Origin of the sequence: Alicyclobacillus sp. SO9 (genome assembly GCF_016406125.1) — a bacterium.
Lineage (GTDB): Bacteria > Bacillota > Bacilli > Alicyclobacillales > Alicyclobacillaceae > SO9.
Map to the genome: position 1 here is coordinate 109343 of NZ_CP066339.1, position 19239 is coordinate 128581.

General features: G+C 47.5%; 13 protein-coding genes. 11 read left to right on the top strand and 2 right to left on the bottom strand.

The window, feature by feature from the left end:
• The first annotated feature begins 62 nt into the window (after nt 1-62).
• Complete coding sequence (locus tag GI364_RS00465) at nt 63-1340, top strand: IS110 family RNA-guided transposase (protein ID WP_198851020.1); 1278 nt, start codon at nt 63-65, stop codon at nt 1338-1340.
• Nucleotides 1341-1956: 616 nt separating this feature from the next.
• Nucleotides 1957-2694: an SIR2 family NAD-dependent protein deacylase gene (locus GI364_RS00470; RefSeq protein ID WP_198851798.1), complete on the top strand. Its 738-nt coding sequence runs from the start codon at nt 1957-1959 to the stop codon at nt 2692-2694.
• Between the two features lie 79 nt (nt 2695-2773).
• Here GI364_RS00470 and GI364_RS00475 read toward each other — a convergent pair whose 3' ends face one another.
• A complete protein-coding gene (locus GI364_RS00475) occupies nt 2774-4084 on the bottom strand; it encodes a glycosyltransferase family 87 protein (protein WP_198851799.1) in 1311 nt (436 codons plus the stop codon).
• Between the two features lie 175 nt (nt 4085-4259).
• Between GI364_RS00475 and GI364_RS00480 the strand changes: the two genes are divergently transcribed.
• The 8 genes from GI364_RS00480 (at nt 4260) to GI364_RS00515 (ending at nt 15539) form a co-directional block, all read left to right on the top strand.
• The gene (locus tag GI364_RS00480; RefSeq protein ID WP_198851800.1) at nt 4260-5033 is read left to right on the top strand and encodes a lipase family protein; all 774 of its coding nucleotides are present in this window, start codon (nt 4260-4262) and stop codon (nt 5031-5033) included.
• A gap of 624 nt (nt 5034-5657) precedes the next feature.
• A complete protein-coding gene (locus tag GI364_RS00485) occupies nt 5658-6476 on the top strand; it encodes a lytic transglycosylase domain-containing protein (protein ID WP_233095954.1) in 819 nt (272 codons plus the stop codon).
• A gap of 256 nt (nt 6477-6732) precedes the next feature.
• Nucleotides 6733-7458, top strand: a complete 726-nt coding sequence (locus GI364_RS00490; protein WP_198851801.1) for a metallophosphoesterase family protein — start codon at nt 6733-6735, stop codon at nt 7456-7458.
• Between the two features lie 153 nt (nt 7459-7611).
• Nucleotides 7612-9087, top strand: a complete 1476-nt coding sequence (locus GI364_RS00495) for an aminotransferase class V-fold PLP-dependent enzyme (RefSeq protein WP_198851802.1) — start codon at nt 7612-7614, stop codon at nt 9085-9087.
• 196 nt (nt 9088-9283) lie between these two features.
• A complete protein-coding gene (locus GI364_RS00500) occupies nt 9284-11887 on the top strand; it encodes a transglycosylase domain-containing protein (RefSeq protein WP_198851803.1) in 2604 nt (867 codons plus the stop codon).
• 56 nt (nt 11888-11943) lie between these two features.
• Nucleotides 11944-14058, top strand: coding sequence for a peptidoglycan D,D-transpeptidase FtsI family protein (locus tag GI364_RS00505; protein WP_198851804.1), 2115 nt, complete (start codon nt 11944-11946; stop codon nt 14056-14058).
• 15 nt (nt 14059-14073) lie between these two features.
• On the top strand, nt 14074-15195 hold the full coding sequence (locus GI364_RS00510) for a glycosyltransferase (RefSeq protein ID WP_198851805.1): 1122 nt from the start codon (nt 14074-14076) through the stop codon (nt 15193-15195).
• Between the two features lie 26 nt (nt 15196-15221).
• Complete coding sequence (locus GI364_RS00515) at nt 15222-15539, top strand: hypothetical protein (RefSeq protein ID WP_198851806.1); 318 nt, start codon at nt 15222-15224, stop codon at nt 15537-15539.
• Between the two features lie 79 nt (nt 15540-15618).
• Here GI364_RS00515 and GI364_RS00520 read toward each other — a convergent pair whose 3' ends face one another.
• Nucleotides 15619-17499, bottom strand: a complete 1881-nt coding sequence (locus GI364_RS00520; RefSeq protein ID WP_198851807.1) for an ATP-binding protein — start codon at nt 17497-17499, stop codon at nt 15619-15621.
• Nucleotides 17500-17770: 271 nt separating this feature from the next.
• Here GI364_RS00520 and GI364_RS00525 point away from each other — a divergent pair, with 271 nt between their 5' ends.
• Nucleotides 17771-19213, top strand: coding sequence for an MFS transporter (locus GI364_RS00525; RefSeq protein ID WP_198851808.1), 1443 nt, complete (start codon nt 17771-17773; stop codon nt 19211-19213).
• Nucleotides 19214-19239 lie beyond the last annotated feature (26 nt).

The following is a 19239-nucleotide window of genomic DNA, read 5'->3' on the forward strand; positions in this document are numbered from 1 at the left end:
CCTCGATACGATGAGTGTGTACTGGGTCGTAGCCCTTAAAAACTCATGTAGGAGGCGTCACTATGAAGTCTAGACTGGTTAATGCTCAAAATCAACGAATTGAACGAATTTCCACTACAACTCTGGTCGTCGGGATTGACATCGCCAAGGAGAAACACGCTGCACAGGCTATCAATTTTAGAGGAATCGTCCTGAACAACAAACCTGTTGTGTTCGCAAATGATCTCTCCGGTTTTGAGCATCTGGGACAGACAATCCGCAAGCTGCAGAAAGCCCACAGCATGGACAACGTCATCATAGGTATGGAAAGCACGGGACATTACTGGTTCAACCTTTCGAACTGGCTTGTGAAGCAAGGCATTGACGTTGTGCTGGTCAATCCCATGACCACAAAACGCAACAAAGAAAACAGGGATAATTCTCCCTCCAAGAACGATCCAAAGGACGCACTCGTCATCGCTGACGTAGTCAGTCGTGGGTACTACACTCCCTTTTCTCCGAAAGAAGAAGCATTTCGCCGGATTCGAGTCGTCGTCACAAATAGAGAGCACTGGGTCGTTGAACGTGGACGCATTGAGAATCGCATTCACCGTTGGCTGGATATCCGTTTCCCTGAATATATACAAGCCTTTGAGGACCTTTTCAGCACTCGTTCTCTAGCGACATTACGTCGGTTCCCTGCTCCTTCAGACATGTTGAAACTCACACCGGAGCGGATGGTGAAAATCTGGGGAGAGTTCATGTCCAGACCCGGTGGCGCACGTGGAACACGTAAAGCCATGGAGCTTCTCCATCTAGCCAGACAGAGTGTTGGAGACACGGTTGCCTTGGAAGAAGACAAATGGGAACTGACGCACCTGGTGGACGAGTATGAAAGGGTCCAGAAAATTGTCGACGAGGCGGACGAGATGATTGAGAAGATACTGCCTGAGATTCCTGGCGCCGATCTCATTCGGTCTGCCGGCGCAACGATTCCTGCAACGGCTGCCATTTTAGCCTTTGGCGGTGATCTAAGTCAGTTGTCACACGGAAACCAATTGCTACGAAAAGCAGGATTGAACTTAGCGGAGCGAACTTCGGGCAAGTACAAGGGTCAAATCAAACTCACAAAGCGGGGAAATTCTCTGCTACGCAAGCACTTGTACTTCACTGTCTTTCACCTGCTGTCATATAACCAAGCGTTTCAAGCCCTGCATGCTCACAACATCGAAGTAAAACGGATGACAAAGATGCAATCCATGATGAAGCTCATCGGGAAGCTGGCTCGAATGCTTGTAGCCATGGTAAGGACAGGAGAAAAATTCAGTCAAGATAAAGCACAATTCTCAATAGCAGCTTAAGTCGTCTACCGCAACCAAACACGTAGGTTGGCTCATTCGCAGGATTTCACAAAGAAAGCACGGAGTACCGAGATTATTGCACTTTAGGGCATAGACCCGTTCCGTTAACGTTGATCGGACTCCACACCTTGGACAGATAGGACGAAGGAATGAAAGGGCATAGACCCATTGAGATATGGGAGTGTGAATCCCGAGGATCTTGTGGAGAGAGTCGTGCAGTAAAGCTATTTATGGAAGATGCTGTGAAATAAGACCGCACCTTTTGTTCCTGCATACTCTCAAGCGGATCTCCCTAGGCGGAATATCTACTTATCCTTACTCCATCCGAAACCAGGTAAATGAAATCCTGCGAATGAGCGAGCATTCGTGAGAAAGACCTTACTCTACGAGGGAGTTTCAGAATGAGTAAAATCGTACTTTGCATCACGACTTTACACAATTCCTATTAGTTCAGCAGGTAATTATCTGGGGATTCAGAATACTAACCATATGGTTGTTTGTACAAGATAGAGAAGATGGATGTAGAAATAGATAAGAGGGGAAAAGGGTATGGAAAACACAAAAGCAGGTTCAGTTGCGTTTTGCAGGCGTTATTCATTATCTGGGGCGCAGGTCCATGAGTAGGGAGGCTCAGGTGCTTGCGCGCTGGCTGACAGAGTCTGAGAAAACTGTGGTTTTGACGGGGGCAGGCATTTCAACAGAGAGCGGTGTGCCAGATTTGAGAACAAAATCTGGGTGGTGGAAGAGTATTAATCCAGCTTCTGTTGCTACAGCAGAGACAGTTCGAGAAAATTATTTGCTGTTTCGAGATTTTTACAGCCATCGTATTTCCAGTCTTCAAAATCTGCAGCCGAACCTGGGTCATCGCATCCTTGCAGATTGGGAACGGCGGGGACTCATATCTGCAATTGCAACTCAAAACGTAGACGGCTTTCACCAATCTGCCGGGAGCAAAACAGTCTATGAGCTTCATGGGTCGATTCATCGGTGCTATTGTCATTCTTGCCGCGCAGAGACCAGCATTGTTAAATTTCTTACAGGTCAGTCTTGTACGTATTGCGGAGGTGTGCTTCGTCCAGGGGTGGTTCTGTTCGATGAGTCTGTGCCCGAAGACACGTGGCATCAGGCACTGAGAGCCATATCCGCGGCTCATCTGGTTCTGGTCATTGGAACCAGCTTAAATGTTTATCCTGTCAATCGTCTGCTATCTTTGACAGCTGGTAAGAGGGTTGCTATTAATGCGGAAGAGACAGAGTCGCACGGAAGCTTTGATTTGGTTCTGCACAGTCGAGCAGGTGAGTATCTGAGGAAGATTGATAACTTATTGGCAGAAAGCAACCCCAGCATTTCGTGACAATAATTGAACGAACACGGTCCGTTTCTTCAACACACTTGTGTCATGCTTATTTATCTAGAGTTGCATTTCGGTTTCTTTAAATTTTGGCTCTGTTAATAGGAAAGAACTGAAATAAGGCAATCAGAGTGATGCCCAAGAAATAGTGAATTGGGAGCACATTGGTGTACCAGCGAGTCATTGCGGCTCCAACCGGATTTATGAGTACAAGTGCTGCCACCATCCCTGCAACTGCGAAGCTCTTTCGAATTGAGGGCAGGGTGTCCCAAGTTTTGACGGTGCGGCTTACGGTGAACAAATAGGGAGCTAGGGCCAAAATGATGTAATGGTTCTCAATAACCGGCGAGAAGAGTACAAGGGACAGCACTAGCATTCCAATCTGACGCTCAACTTGGTCGGTATAACCGTGCCTTGACAACAGCTTTATGCTCATGAGGCTTAGTACCGCAATCACAAAGACCGCAAACGTTGCATTGATGACTGCTGGCGTTATCCAAGGAAGACCGCCGTGACGGAGCAATTGCAGGACTCCTTTAATAGAAGAGTTCCAAGGAGCAGTCCCGCCGTTGCCGTTGAGAACAGCACTTCTGTGTGCCATTGCTCCAAAGTGAAAGGTGTAATAGATAATTGGCTTCCAGCCAAGGACAATTGCAGTAAGACTTGTACCAAACAGAATTGTAAGGAGTGCACTGACGGATGTTCGCGGGTGTTTTATTACGAAGACAAACATGAGTATAACAGGGGTAACTTTGAATAAGACAGCAAGTCCGAGAGGGATGCCCGCAAGGGCTGACCGCTTGCTATAGTTTTGAAGATAAAAGGTCAGAATGACGAGGAAAAACACAAGAGAGTCACTGTTACCCCAATAGATGTCACTTCGAAAAGGCCGCCAGAAAAGTGAGATGGACAAGAGCAGTACTATTAATAAGCCTGAAGAGCGTCTGTTGCCGTGTTGCTGCTGAATCATCCTCAGCAGCAACACTACAGCTCCGAGAAAGCTGAGCGTCAATATAGAGTCCCAAACCAGATTAGCAATATGTACAGGGAGCGCAGCAATCCAACTAAATAAGACTGCGAACTGAGGTGGGTAGAGATACTGACTGCCCCCGTTCAGGTGCCAGGGTGTTCCTTGCAAATAATTGTGTATCCAGTGTAGCTCGTGTTGGCGACTGTACAAAAAAGAGGGCGGCTGATGGTTCCACACCACTTTAAAAGCGTACTCATACCAACCAAAGTCAAATAACCGGCTCGTTTTGGAAAGGGGAAATGCGGTAAAAGCGCGAACTAAAAATAAACCCGTCGAAAAAACGAAAAAGAACCCTATGAACAGATTGAGGACGACTTGTCTGTTTAGCACCTTTTTTGTCGATTGCGGTTGCTGCTGATTCACATTAGTCACTCCGTCCCACCACTCTAAGATGATTCTAGGTAGTTTGTCCGAGTACCGTCAATAGCATCTTTGGTTTACGAGCAGTTCATGTGAATCCTACAAAACTGTTGGGGGCGTGAATAAAGTGAAAGGCAACTTCAGTAGGAAGAATGCTTTGTTCTGGGGAGAATTCATTTTGGCTGCGGAACAGCTTTACAAGCGGGGAGAAAAGGACCCGGTTGGAGCCGTGAGACTTCCGGGACAATGGAGACGAACACAAAATATTGCGATGCAAGCGAGGGTGGAGTTTCTCCATCAATCCGAGTTTATTGGCTTTACAGCCAGAGACCTTGATAACCCTCAGCATGAAGCAATTGTGTTTCATGGCAGTCAGACTATTTTTGATTGGATTGACGACTTCGAATTTTCATTGGATTCATTTCCTTATATCGGAACAAACTGGTCATCCGACATGCCTGTCAGAACAGAGTACGGGTTTACACAATTATATGAGTCTCTTCGGTTCACTGATGTAGAAACAGGAACAGTGCAATCGTTAGCACAGTTCCTGAGTACTGTATCAAACGAAGTCTCATACACAGTGGCGGGGCACAGTCTAGGCGGTGCTTTAGCTGCTCTCCACGGAGCTGCCGTTGGTTATCGGGGGGCGCATGTCACGTCCTACACGTACGCAGCTCCAATGGTGGGAGACAAGGCTTTTGCGGAAGCCTATCAATCGCTGGTTAAGACTAGCTATACAATTGTGAACAAACCTGACATTGTACCAAAATTACCGGGATCGCTTTTACAATACGACTCTATTCCGCAAATGATTTTAATTAACTCACTGGAGTATCCGGAAATCAAACATTGTCTGACCTGCTATCACCATTTGACGAGTTACTTGTATACGCTGGGCTGCAGTGACTGCGACTTAGGCTTGTGCCGTCGACAAACTCGTCAATCCTGACGACGCCATTTGTTGACAACTGCATTGACATGGGGCTTCCACTGGCTTATGATGGCGATTAAGTTTCCCCTATGTTCCTCGCTGTGCAGAACACTTCCATGGTATTCCATCCTACACCAGATTATTCCACACTAAAATTAGACACAAAATGCAATCTAGTTTTCGAACAATAAGAGCAGGTGCGTTTATTTCTAGTAGTTTCGGGAAATAGCTAGAGTATAAACGCTGCCTAATGACAAGTCGCTTTGCTTCGGTATCATCTGCTGAAGGAGATTGAGCCGAAAATACTTGTCAGTGAGGTAAGAATGCTGCAAATGTTCGTATTGATAGCGGCAAAAACAGCTAAGTTACCCGTCGAATTGTCGTGCTTGGGGCTTTACGTATGGACATGAAAAACTTACACTGTATCTTCGTGAGCAATTCTACGCCAAGGTTGATTGAATAGAATCACTTTGGTACACGCAATCTTTGCCGGGATTTCTCTACCAATCATAGTAATTGAGAGAAGCGGCGAAGTAGTTTCGAAACAAGGATGCGGTGGTCTGTAGTCAGATACAGACAGCACGAGAAATTTGTCTCTGTCTCGGCATGTACGAACCTTGTGGCGAAAGAAAGGTGAGAACGATGAAACAGTTTTTTGGAGTGCTCCTGATGGGAATGTGTCTCGCATTTCTAGTCAGCGGCATAACAACGTCAGAGCATGCTCAAGCAATCGCTGTGAAACCACAGCCATTGACTGTCACGGATGGGCAACCCCATTATTTGGCAAGCCGATTGGTGAATCCATTGGTGAATCCATTGAGCCAACCTGTCGCAATTACGAAAACAATTGCCATGCCCGCGCAAGGACCCGCCTTTGGCAATCCTTATGGGACCACACATACATCATCTGAAATCAACAAAAAGTTGACAGCCCATTTTGCCACTGCGACAGGACAGTCATCTGCCACACAGCAGAGCAACTCAGCAAGCAGCAACTCGGCAAGCAGTAAAAAGGCTGCAAACCAATCGAACAAGTCAACGTCAAAAGCGAAACCTCAACATAAATCGAAAGTCAAACCTACTTTGACGCCCCGTATGACCGTACCTTCCCAGCTCATCCCTATTTACAAGGGGGCGGGGAAACGGTATTCAATTCCCTGGACTGTGTTGGCAGCCATTCACGATGTGGAGACGCATTTTGCAGTGAGCCATTTTCCGGTGAGCAGTGCTGGAGCGCGGGGTCCAATGCAGTTTATGCCAGCCGTTTTTGCTAAATACGGTGTCACTGCACCAGGCCAGCACGGCAATCCCAATATCTTGAATGTTCCAGATGCCGTTTATTCAGCAGCCCATATGCTCGCTCAGGATGGCTATCATAACAGCCCGTCGAGGGCGGTGTACTTGTACAACCATTCTTGGGGTTACGTACACCGTGTACTGTATCTAGCAGGGCTCCACTGATTGCCGCCAAAGAGAACCGAGAAGTAGATTTGCTATGCAAGGCTAACTTTAAGTCCAGTCGTTATAGATAAGATGATGTTAGATGCTTTTAGGAAAAGCGTTGCGGGACTGTCCCAAAGAGACCATTCTACTCGAATGGGGACAGTTCCGTTTTCTTGTTTTTTGCGAGGCCCAGAGGGTGGTAAAATGAACTCCTGAGAATTGTGCAGGCCCGACTCCACGTGAGTATTCGACGAATACAGGAGTGATACTGGTTATGTCTCATGCGATTGCTGTAATTACGGACGTACATGGAAATTATCATGCATTGAAAGCGGTGTTGAGTCGTCTTGATAAGTTCGAGAGTGTGGAACGAATTTACTGTCTTGGCGACATGATTGCCTTGGGACCAAATACGAATGAAGTCTTGTCAGAACTCTTTGCCAGGTCAGATGTATCCATGGTTCTTGGCAATCACGAGGATGCAGTACTAAGGCTCCTGGACGGGCAACGTTCGGACGAAAGTGAGGAAGCTTTTCTGCACCACCAGTGGGTGGCGCAGGGACTCGCTGGGCAGTATGCAGACTTGCTGCGCAAGTTGCCTCGCTCTCTTACCGTTCGTCACGGCAACAGTACTTTTAGGTTCCTGCACTATCACCTGGGTGATAAGGAGCAGTTTCTGCCAATCGAAAATGATGTAACCAGTGAGCGGCTGGATTCTCTGTATGCGGGCCAAGACATTCAACTGGTTGGCTTTGGTCACCATCATCCAGTCCATTTACTTCGCTCCCCGACCCGAATTTATGTGAACCCTGGTGCATTGGGATGTAACCGGCAGGCTCAAGCACGCTATGCTGTCGTGGACATTACGGATACGGGACCTCATGTTCGCTTGGAACACGTCACATACGATAATACCGAGTTTCTCCAGTTGTACGACAAACTTGATGTGCCAGCGAAAGAATTGATTTTAGACATGTTTCACGGAGAACGTGCTTTGTAAGACAATCAGCACGGATGTGGTGCGGGGTAGCAACTTCAGACGAAAGCAACACTATTTTGACATTTTGATTAAGGGTCTTGGAAAGCGCTTTACACTGGCTTTTTATGCGAATACTGTGAAAGTAGTAACAGAGTCCAAGAGGGGGATGCTCGTATGGCTCACGATGCGATACGTAACGAAGAGGCGTTTGCTCGATTTAGACAGAACACCATCGGTTACAATTTGACGTTTGAGTCTCCGTACGGGGCGCAGCGGTTGGTATACGCGGATTGGACGGCAAGCGGAAGATTGTATCAACCAGTGGAAGACGTGGTGACGTCACGGTTTGGGCCCTATATGGCTAACACCCACTCTGGCGCGAGTACCACAGGCAGTGTCATGACAGAAGCCTATCATCAGGCATCGCGGAAAATCAAGTTGTTTGTCGGAGCAGCAGAAAATGATGTGCTTCTACCCGCAGGCACCGGTGCCACAGGGGCAGTTAACAAGCTTCAACGGCTGCTGGGACTGCGCGTTCACGAAAAGAGACAAAGTCAGACGAAGGTACCTGAAGAAGAACGCCCGGTCATCTTTGTTTCTCATATGGAGCACCACTCAAACCACACTTCATGGTTGGAAACTATTGGAGATGTGGCGGTGCTGGAGCCGGACAGCGAAGGAATGATAAGTCCGCGTAACCTCGATGCGGTTCTGCTGGAATACGGTGACCGGCAGTTGAAAATTGGAGCCTTTACAGCCGCCTCTAACGTGTCAGGAATTGTTTCTCCCTATTATGAACTTGCACGTATTATGCATAAGCACGACGGCTTGTGTTTTGTAGACTTCGCTGCGGCTGCACCGTATATTCCGGTAAACATGCATCCCGCTGATGACACAGCCGCGCTTGATGCCGTCTACTTTTCTCCGCACAAGTTCTTGGGAGGACCAGGGAGCAGCGGAATACTCGTCTTCAACCGCAACCTGTATTCAAATCGGATTCCTGATGAGCCAGGGGGAGGCACAGTCCACTTTACAAATCCTTGGGGCGAAGTCGCCTATTTTGAAGAGATTGAGGCCAGAGAAGACGGGGGGACTCCTGGCATACTGCAGTTGATTCGGGCGGAGTTGGCGTTTGAAGTAAAACGGCAACTGCTAGAAGCAGGGATGATGGAACGGGAGAAGCAAATGACAGCTTACTTTTTGGCGGGCCTCCGAACAGTGCCTCATCTCGAAATCATTGCAAACCATGTTGATGAACGACTGGCAGTGTTTTCCGTCTACTTTGTGCACCTGCACTACAACCTAGTTGTGCGTCTTCTAAACGACAGATTTGGAATTCAAAGCCGAGGCGGCTGCTCCTGTGCAGGCACTTATGGGCACTATTTGTTTGACGTAGACCAAGAAACTTCGAAACACATCTCCGATTCAATCCTCAGGCAGGACGAATCCACTCGCCCCGGCTGGATTCGCATCTCTCTGCATCCCATGATGACAGACGAGGAACTGGACTTCATTTTATACGCATTGCACCAAATATCAGCTCACGGAAATCACTGGTCAGACGCCTATACCTACGACAAACGCAAGAATGAGTTTATTCATGCCTATGATGTGGAGAGAAATGTCAGTGAATGGTTTCAGCTAAAGTGAAATGAGGTAAGTCATTTAACGGATTTGCCTGGGAAATGAAATTCATTTAAAAACCTCTGACGGTTAGTCACAGCGGGACTTTATGCACTTGTGGCTGCCATCTTTTGATATTGTTTTGATATTTGATTTCTACGATTCCTGCCGAATGGTGGTCTCTCTGACATCTATCACTTTTTCACCTGAGGAAGTGGGAATCGTGAGAAAAAAGAAACTGTTCATTGGACTGGCAATAGGATTTGTAGCAGCAGTGGGAGGAGTCATAGGCGCAGTTTACGCAGCGGTTCAGTATCTTCCGTTTCAGATGGGAAAACTCGAAGAAACATCGCAGCCGACTGTGGTCTACGATGGCAACGGTCATCGCTATATTTCAATTGCGGCTCCCGGGGCTTCATCATTGCCCTACAAAGATATTCCGAAAAACCTTCAAAACGCTTTGGTTGCGACCGAGGACCATGGGTATTGGACCAATTCAAGTTTCGATCTCAGAGGGGTTTTGCGCTCTGCTTACGTTGATTTACGCAGCGGCAGTTTGGCGCAGGGTGGAAGTACCATAGAGGAACAATTAGCAAAGATTGTTTATCTGAATGATAAAAAGACGTTTACGAGAAAATTTCAGCAGATTTTGTTGGGCATGAAAATTGAACGGCACTTTACCAAAAAGCAGATTATTACCATGTATTTTAATAAGGTGTTCTTTGGCGATCACGCTGTCGGCATCGAAGAAGCTGCTCAACGCTATTACAACATCGATTTGCGGCACAGCAAAAAGGGTCTCACTCTGGACCAGGCAGCAATGTTGGCGGGCCTGCCGCAAGCCCCGTCTGCCTATAATCCTCTTTTGCATCCGAAAGCTGCATTGCAGCGGCGCAATGAGGTACTCCAGAACATGGCGAAGTATGGATATATTACGAAGCAGCAAGCTGCAAAGGCTGAAAAACAGCCGATTCAGGCCAAGAAGGACCATGCAGTGCCTGGCGACCCGTGGTCCCAGCACCCGCTGTTTACCAATGTTTTGTTTACTCAAGCTCAAAAACACGGAATTTCTGAGCAGGCCTTAATGCAAGGCGGACTCAAAATTTACACGACAGTAGACCCAAAAGTTCAATCGGCTGTACACAAGGTTTTTTGGAGTAAGAACTATCATGGACTCTGGCCCGGTCCGACTTCAGGTACGGTCGTAGAGGGCGGCGCTGTCTTTCTCAATCCGAAAACCGGAGGAATGTTGGGTGCTGCCGGCAGCAGACAGCAAGGCTTTACGCGGTTGGGACTGGACAGAGTCTACTCAACAAGCTCACCGGGATCGTCGATTAAGCCGATTATGGACTACGGCCCGGCCATTCAGACTGGGAACTGGGGACCTTTGTCCATCTTGGATGACCATCCCCACAATTTTGGTGATGGGTACTATCCCCGCAACTGGAATGCCAACGCTCCGACCAGGATTACCTTGCAATATGGTCTCCAATGGTCGCAGAATGTCGCATCCGTATGGTTGCTTCAGCAGATTGGCTTGAGGACAGGAGAATCATTTGCAGCCAAAGACGGTATTCCGGTTTCCAAGGCCAACCAGAACCATTTGGGCGTTGCCATCGGCGGCGCTATGCAAGTGAGCCCAATCCAGATGGCGCAGGCTTATGAGCCCTTTGACAACAATGGAGTTCAATTGAAAGCTCATCTCATAACGAAGGTTGTAAACAGTAAGGGGCAGATACTCTATCAGTACCAACCACATGACACAAACGTCATGAAGCAGTCCACGGCTTCAAAGCTAACTCGCTTGATGCTCGATGTTGTGGATTACGGAACTGGTCAGCTTGCCAAGGTTCCGGGCTGGGGAGTAGCCGGCAAGACAGGGACGGTGCAGTACAATCCTGGATTATCAGGAAAGCATCCAAACTGGGTGCGAAACGGTTGGTTTGACGGATATACACCCACAATGGTGGGTGCGGTATACATGGGCTATGACAACAGCAGCTCCAAGTACCATCTGACCATGTATCCGCATGATCCGTCCGGCAACTGCGCCGCAATTTTCGGAAGCATTGTCAAGCTTGCAACTCAAGGACAACAAGGGCAACAGTTTTCAGTGCAGCCCTATCCTGCGTGGCAGGGAACGGCAAACGCGGCCAATTCCATCAAGACTCCAGTCACAGGGGCGAAGGCTTCTTACAATGCTGCGAACAATACAGTTCAGTTAAGTTGGAACTCTATGTTTAAGAACAGTGTTGAATACAAGGTAACCAGGCAAGGGTCACCGGTAGCGAACGCCTTTCAGAACGGGTCAGGAGGAAACAGCGCGAACCAGGCTTCGTCAGGAGGAAACAAATCCGCCCCGCAGCAGGTTGGCATTACATCGTCTACTTCACTGACAGACAAGTCGACCCAGCAAGGGTATGTGTACACGTACACGATTCAGGCCATCGACCCAACGACAAAGACAAATATCGGGTCTCCGGCTACTGCCCAAGTTGTCACTGTGGTGAATGGAAATGGCGGAAACGGTGCACAATCAGGGAACAGTGGTAACAGTACACAGTCCGGAAACGGTACCGGCAACAGCACAGGCAAATCCGGAGGCGGTACAGGTAACAGTAGTGGCAACAGTACAGGCAATAGTACGAAATCCGGAAGCGGTACAAGCAACAGCACAGGGAACAGTACGGGCAACAGTACGAAATCCGGAGGCGGCACTGGCAGCAGTACAGGTAACAGTACAAAATCTGGAGGCGGCGGAACAGGCAACAGCACGGGTAACAGCACCCAGTCTGGGAATGGTACAACTAAGGGGAAGAAATCCTGACAGAGAACGGGTCAAGTGGTATACACGGGTGACAGACAGGCTAGCGAGGGATAAGCATGCAGCTTAGACGGAGATTGGCCAGGAAGAGGCGTCGACATCAGCAACCGGAGGAGACAATCGAAGAACGTTCACTCCTCATGAGGTTGAACGTGATTTACGGATTCGTCTTCTTGGCGTTCGTGTCTCTGATTCTACGGCTCGGGTACCTACAGGTGGTAAACGGGCCGTACTACCAAACAGCAGCAATGACGACGACAATGCAGAAAATACCGGTTTTGCCAGCCAGGGGCCGTATATATGACAATAATGGGAACTTGCTGGCGTATGACGAACCGTATTACAGTGTGTTTTTGACGCAACTCAAAAATGTACATCAAAACCTGCAGCAGATTTCCGTGTTCCTTGCACCTGGATTCAATACCACACCGGATAAGATTTTGAAAACCATTCACCAGCAGAAGAACTATGCTACCATCCGCTTGTTTCGAAATATATCCAATCAACAACTCGCATTTGTGACGGAAAACCAGAGCCGTTTGCCGGGAGTCACGGTGGAACTTGACTCCCAGCGTCGATACACCAATGCAGATTTGGCGGGCCATGTCCTGGGATTTGTCCGCCCTATTACAGCCCAAACAAAAGCGCATTATGTAGATAAATTGGGTTATTTGCCGAATCAAAAAGTTGGTCAGAGCGGAATTGAATTGCAATATGAGAAATTGCTTCAAGGCAAGACGGGCTACCAGTTGGTGAAGGTCAATAACAAGGGCACATCGATGCAGCGCATTGGACTCGACCCTGCTCCCGTTGGGGGAAGAAATTTGCAGTTAACCATTGACGGCAGAGTTCAGGCCAGTACGCAAGAGTCAATCATGACTATGATTGACCACTCTAAATACAAAAAAACCATCAATGATGCTGCAGCAGTGATGCTCGACGTGAAAACGGGAGGAGTGTTGGCTCTCGCCAGCTACCCCTACTATGACCCGAATTGGTACACTGTAGCAGGACGGCTGAAGAGCCATCTGCATTACCTGAATACTTCAGGGGCTCAAGAAAACAACGTTATTCAAAATCCTAACTATCCCGGTTCAACGGTAAAACCGGCTAACCTTATAACGGGATTGGAGACCGGTGCTATAACACCAGGGACTGCATACTACGTTCCGTACTCAATTCACATTTCCTCTGCAACAAAACATGATGATGCACCCCATGGATTTGTGAATAATGTCAAAGCCGTTGCAGTGTCTTCGGACGTATTCTTTTATCAGCTAGGGTTGCGAATTGGTGGATGGCTGGGAGCTTCTCCAAATTACGGAGGTGCTCCGGCAGGCGGTGTCTCCATACAGACTTGGCGCAACACGTATTTTGCGAGGGGACTTGTAAAGCTGTTTGAAGGAGAGAGACGCCTTGGTATGGGGCAGTTGACCCATATTGATTTGCCTGGGGAAGAGGCTGGCAGGTTTTATATGATGGATGCCCGAAAGAACTATGCGGCTGTACCATTTCCACTGGAAAAAGCGAAAGAGGACTTGAATAAACAGCACAGATTTGTAAACTATAGTACACCGGTAAGTTTAGCGTTATCGGCAATTGGTCAGGAGCAGCAGTTCACTCCGATTCAGCTTGCACAATATGTGGCCACGATAGCAAATAACGGAACGAAATTGCAGCCGCATTTACTAAAGGCCGTCTTGGAATCTGGAATTGAGCAGCATTTAACACCGGCAGTTAAGGTGATTCGCACAAACCCGAAAAAAATACAGGATAAGTTAAATTTTAATTTAAGATACTTGCATCTAGCTCAACAAGGTATGTATGGTGTATGTAACGATACTTATGGTACCGCTTATGCAGATTTTCGCAGTGCACCGTACAAGGCTGCCGGAAAGACAGGAACAGCTGATATCTATTTAAATGGTGTCCATATGACGAATTCTGTTTTCATTGCTTACGCTCCATATAAGAATCCCCAGGTGGCAGTCGCCGTGATGGTTCCTGGCGGAGGGTACGGAGCTCAGTCGGCTGCGTTAGTCGCTCGCCAGATGTTGGATTCTTATTTTAAGGAGCAACATGAGTTTTTTCCGAAAAACCAGTGGACCTCGTCTTCGGTTCCGTCGGACTGGAAGTTGCGTCCGGCTTACACGAATGTGGAGAAGGCGTATTAGAAGGGAAGAGAACACATGGATGTAAGTATAATCATTCCTACGTTTAACGAAAAAGGCAATGTAGGTACCATTGTTGAAAGAATTGAAGCTGCTTTAGCAACGACGAGTTACAGTTATGAAATCTGGTTCGTTGACGACAGTGAGGATGATACACCAGACTTCCTTTCGGAGATTGCAAATGCAGATCCAAAAGTGCGTTACGTGCATAGAGATACAGACAGAGGCCTAGCAACAGCCGTGGTTGAGGGGTTTCGAAGAGCGTCAGGAAATCACCTGATTGTGATGGACGCGGATCTTCAGCATCCTCCTGAATTACTTCCGATTATGATTGAGCGGCTGATTGAAGGGATTGAGGTACTGATTCCAAGCCGTTTTGTACGAGGTGGTTCAGACGGCGGTTTAAATACATTTAGGAAATTCGTTTCGTGGACAGCCCGAACGATTGCAAGGATATCGATACGACGCCTGAGGGATGTTTCTGATTGCACAGGAGGTTACTTTGGTGTACGTAGAAGTGTAATTGAAGGAGTAGAGCTAAGCCCGGTTGGATGGAAGATACTGATGGAAATTCTCGTGAAAGGCCACTACTCGACTGTTCACGAATTACCTTACAAGTTTGTCTCAAGGCAGGCAGGACAATCCAAAATGAGTGTCCACGAACAGTGGAACTACCTGCGTCATATTGTGAAGCTGGTGAAAGGCAGCCCAGAAGACCGCAGGTTTTATATGTTTTGCTTAGTAGGATCAATGGGTGTCATTGTCAATCTTACGTCGATGGCTATCTTTTCCCATGCCTTTCAGTTCGGCACCATTGCTGCATCTACAGTAGCTTCTTTGATTGCCATGGCCCACAACTTTCTATGGAATGACAGAGTGACTTGGCGAGGTCATGCAAATCCAATTCTATGGAGGCGTGTGTTGCAGTTTCCTTTGTTTGTGTTGATTTCAGCCGTCGGCGTGGCTGTCACAGCCCTGTTTGCCAGGCTTGCAGTGGAAATTGGGTGGAATGAACTGGTCGGACAACTCATGGGAATTGTCGTGGCAACAGGATGGGGATTTTTGGCGAATAATAAATGGACTTGGAAACAGGAACAGAAAAAAGTTGCCAAGGTTACGGTGACCCAAGAATACCTCTAGTTTGGGATGAAGGCGGAGGCAGTCACATGAGTACAAGTGATGTAGAAAATGTTTTTTCAGAGGTCTTGACTCTGTGGGACGCAATGAAAACCAGCAGTCCAGATGAAGCTGCCGCAGATGCAGATAAATTTCAAATGAAGTTCTACGAAATGATTGAAAAACTGCGAGATTGGGTTAAAACTCTGCCCCATCCGCCGTCTGATTTGGAGGCGGCACAGGACAATGCTTTGATTGCTTGGCTCGTCGAACAAATGCCAGATCCTTTGCAGATTCCCTTCGAAACGGAGTTGGAACTCATTTTGGAGGGAACTGAACGAGTGAACGATACGTCAGAGCAGTCTTAATGGCCCGCTGTGGTTTGGTCATACTTTTGGCGATTCAATTGAATGGCAAACGTGGGCGATGTCCTTTGTGTTTGTTAATCTAGGCGTACTGTGCTCCATTTTTTTCTTTTTCTGCGGCTTTCGGCAAGCACACGTCAATTGTTGTGCCTTCGCCTTGTTGACTTTGAATTGTCATCGTGCCGTGGTGCTGTTCAACGATTCTGTAGCAAATCATAAGTCCCAGGCCATTGCCGTCTTCCTTTGTGGTGTAGAACGGCTCTCCGAGTTTCACAAGTTTATTCTCCGGTATACCGCACCCATCATCGGTTATTCGTACCGCAACTAAATTCTCTTGCTTTTCGTAGAGGAATACTTTTATCAGTCCACCGTCGCTCACATCAATGGCTTCAATTGAGTTTTTCAACAGGTTTACAAACACCTGTTTTAGTTGGTCTGGAGCACAATTTACCATTGAATCGGACTCGAGGTGGAGCACAATGTCTGCGTCTTTCATGATGGCCTGAGTGTTTAAGAGTTCAGCTACGTCAGCCAGGAGGGTCCGAAGGCTCACAGGTTTCAGTTCGGCCCGAGGAGGTTTGGCCAGCAGCATAAATTCACTGATGATGTTTTTCATTCGCTCGGTCTCACCTGCAATGGTATCGATGTAGCGTTCATCATATGCCTGTTGTGACTTGAGCAGTTGTATGAAGCCTTGTACCACTGTCAGCGGATTGCGAATCTCATGTGCAACGCCTGCAGCAAATTCACCGACTGTATTCAGTTTATCTGCCTTATGGACAAAGGCCTGCATCCGTTTCATTTCTGTAATATCTTCTGCAATCCCGTAGATTTCAACAATCGACCCGTCTATTTGAATAGGGAGCATTGTGACATTAAATGTGCAGGGTTCGTTTGTAGACGAACAGACAGCCAGTTCAATGTTTTTTTGTGCCGAACCGGATAAGGTGGCCTGAAAAGTGCGCAAGGCGGTCTTTTTGCTGAAGCGATTAAGGGTGGATAAGTAACGCAATCCTAGTAGCTCAAGGCGGTTATACCCCAGCTTTCGCGATGCTGCCTGACTTATTTCTAGGAGTCTGCCTTCAGAATTTAACCGAAACAGGATTTTTGGGCTGTTGTCGAAAAGTGATATACGTTCAGACTGCATTTGTTCGATATGCTTCTTGAGAGACTTTCTCATTGTATCTACGCCTGCAATCAGCGAAGAGATTTCGTCATCTCCGGATATAGGTGGAACGGGAACATCGAATTTCTCTTCGGAGTACGCACGGACGGATTGGGTCAATTCAGTAACGGGCTGAACAATAGACTGCACTTTACGCAGGCTCAATACAAAGATGAAGACGCTGACAAGTATGGACATGACCTCTACGATGCCCCACCACAAGTGAGTTAAAAGCATGAACTGTGATTCCTGGTGACTCTCATTCACGCCGATGTTCTGGAGGGCTTGGGTTGCGGCTAATGTAAATTTCGAAAATTGCTGTTGTCCCTGTTCTAAGGCTGTTTGCTTGACGCTATGGGTTGTCTGCATTGTCTGCACTTGAGGCAATCCATAGTTTTCTCTCCACACTCTTCCATCTTGCAGCATACGCTGTATTTCGGGTTTAACTTTTTGGGGTGCAGCTGCAGAGTTGAGCATGAGGTCAATACTGGAAGACGTTTGATTAAATGATTTCGTACCTTTGGTAAACGATGTGAGAAGCGAAGTATTTCCGGTTAAATCGTACCCTCTTTGACCAGACTCTTCCTCGGTCAGCGCCAGTTCTGCCAGAAATATCTGGTGCTGAAGGTTTTTCAGTGTTTGTACTTTGGCATGCATTCGCGCGGCGGCCATGTGAATGGCAATGTGTGAAGCAATCAGTAATAAAATAAGAGGAAGAAACATTGTGACCATGGTTGTTACGAGCCGGCTTACCAGTTTGTCCTTGGCAAAAATCTGTTTGGCTTTTATTCCTACCACTTAGATTCCCCGTTCCCTCTACAACCTGTTGTTAGGAGTACCCATTAGATGAATCTACGCCCTTAATCTATTACCATACTTTGTGGGTGAATATTCCACACATGTCTATTGAATTATTTTTTCTAGTAAAAACAGACTATTCCTTCAATCACAAAGTGTTTTACCAAATAATTTAAATGGAACAAAATTCCTGTACCGACACACAGCGCATTTGCCAATGCAATATCAGCATGCGATGATGAGTAGTGGTTTTTACTTCGGAGGGATTAAAATGCGTCATTTACAACTAGAGCAGAAAGCCGCCTACAAATGGTGGATTCTCGGAAATGTTTCGATAGGAACGTTTATGGCAACTCTCGACGGGAGCATTGCGAATGTCGGATTGCCGACGATATCCGAGTCACTGCACGTACCTTTGCATCTCGTGCAGTGGGTTGTCACCGCGTATTTGCTGACAATTGCCGCCATGTTGCCCTTGGTTGGCAAATTGGCCGATATGTGGGGAAGAGGGCGTTTATACAACATTGGGTTTCTGGTCTTCGGTGCAGGATCTGCGTTTTGTGGATTATCAAATAACATTACCTTGTTGATTTTATCCAGGACTTTTCAGGCCCTTGGCGCTTCCTTGCTGATGGCCAACAGCCAGGCCTTGATAGTAACTACATTTCCTGTCAAGCAACGGGGCAGAGCCTTCGGAATTATCGGGACTACCGTGTCACTGGGTGCTTTGACCGGTCCGGCAGTCGGCGGAGTCCTGATTGGATTCTTTGGGTGGCCCTCGATATTTTGGGTAAATGTCCCCATTTCCGTATTTGGATTTATCTTGGGGCTCTTCATGCTGCCAAAGAGCAAACGCCATCAAGACGGGCGTGCGTTTGACTATGCTGGTTCAATTCTGTTCATCGTGGGAATTGTAGCCCTTCTTTACACGGTATCAAATGGAGAAGTCTGGGGTTGGTCATCTTCTATTACTCTAGTCGGTCTCATGTTGGCTGTTTTTTTGCTGGCTGGCTTTGGCTTCCGGGAACGGTTTGCATCGAGTCCAATGATTGACTTTGCATTGTATAAAAGCCGTACGTTTTCTGCTGGGAGTCTTGCTGCCATGCTGTCCTTCATTTCCTTGTTTTGTACGAACACCATGATGCCGTTTTACATGGAAGATGTCCTCCACTTCAGTCCGCAGGTTACAGGCTGGGGAATGATGGCGTATCCTGTGTCAATGGCAGTGGTTGCACCTTTTTCTGGCTGGTTGTCGGATAAAATTGGGCCTTATGTCCTTACGACGGGCGGGCTTCTGCTCAACGCCGCTGGGTTTGTCCTGCTGAACCTGTTGTCGACACATGTGTCCGTATGGAGCGTATGGATTCATATGGCTGTATTCGGAATTGGGCAAGGCATGTTTCAATCTCCGAACAACTCCAGCATTATGGGGACGGCTCCGAAGTCGAAGGTGGGGTCTGTCGGTGGATTAAATGCACTTGTGCGCAATATTGGTATGATTTTCGGCATCGCGTTGTCAGTGTCGCTGTTCTCGTTTCGACTGCATCTCTTGACAGGAGGAAGCTATACAGGGGTTCCCACCCATGTTTCGACAACTGCCTTTATGACAGCACTGCACACGGTTTTCTGGGCAGCAGCGGTTGCCTGTATTGTAGGAGCTGTTGCTTCTTCACTTCGTGAACGGCGTACATCCCCGTCGGCTGCGTCAGCATAAGTTACAAAAGGGATTTTTATCTATTA

Coding starts and splice junctions, on each gene's coding strand:
- GI364_RS00465 (WP_198851020.1), top strand. CDS start 63: ATGAAGTCTAGACTGGTTAATGCTCAAAATCAACGAATTGAACGAATT.
- GI364_RS00470 (WP_198851798.1), top strand. CDS start 1,957: ATGAGTAGGGAGGCTCAGGTGCTTGCGCGCTGGCTGACAGAGTCTGAG.
- GI364_RS00485 (WP_233095954.1), top strand. CDS start 5,658: ATGAAACAGTTTTTTGGAGTGCTCCTGATGGGAATGTGTCTCGCATTT.
- GI364_RS00490 (WP_198851801.1), top strand. CDS start 6,733: ATGTCTCATGCGATTGCTGTAATTACGGACGTACATGGAAATTATCAT.
- GI364_RS00495 (WP_198851802.1), top strand. CDS start 7,612: ATGGCTCACGATGCGATACGTAACGAAGAGGCGTTTGCTCGATTTAGA.
- GI364_RS00505 (WP_198851804.1), top strand. CDS start 11,944: ATGCAGCTTAGACGGAGATTGGCCAGGAAGAGGCGTCGACATCAGCAA.
- GI364_RS00510 (WP_198851805.1), top strand. CDS start 14,074: ATGGATGTAAGTATAATCATTCCTACGTTTAACGAAAAAGGCAATGTA.
- GI364_RS00515 (WP_198851806.1), top strand. CDS start 15,222: ATGAGTACAAGTGATGTAGAAAATGTTTTTTCAGAGGTCTTGACTCTG.
- GI364_RS00525 (WP_198851808.1), top strand. CDS start 17,771: ATGCGTCATTTACAACTAGAGCAGAAAGCCGCCTACAAATGGTGGATT.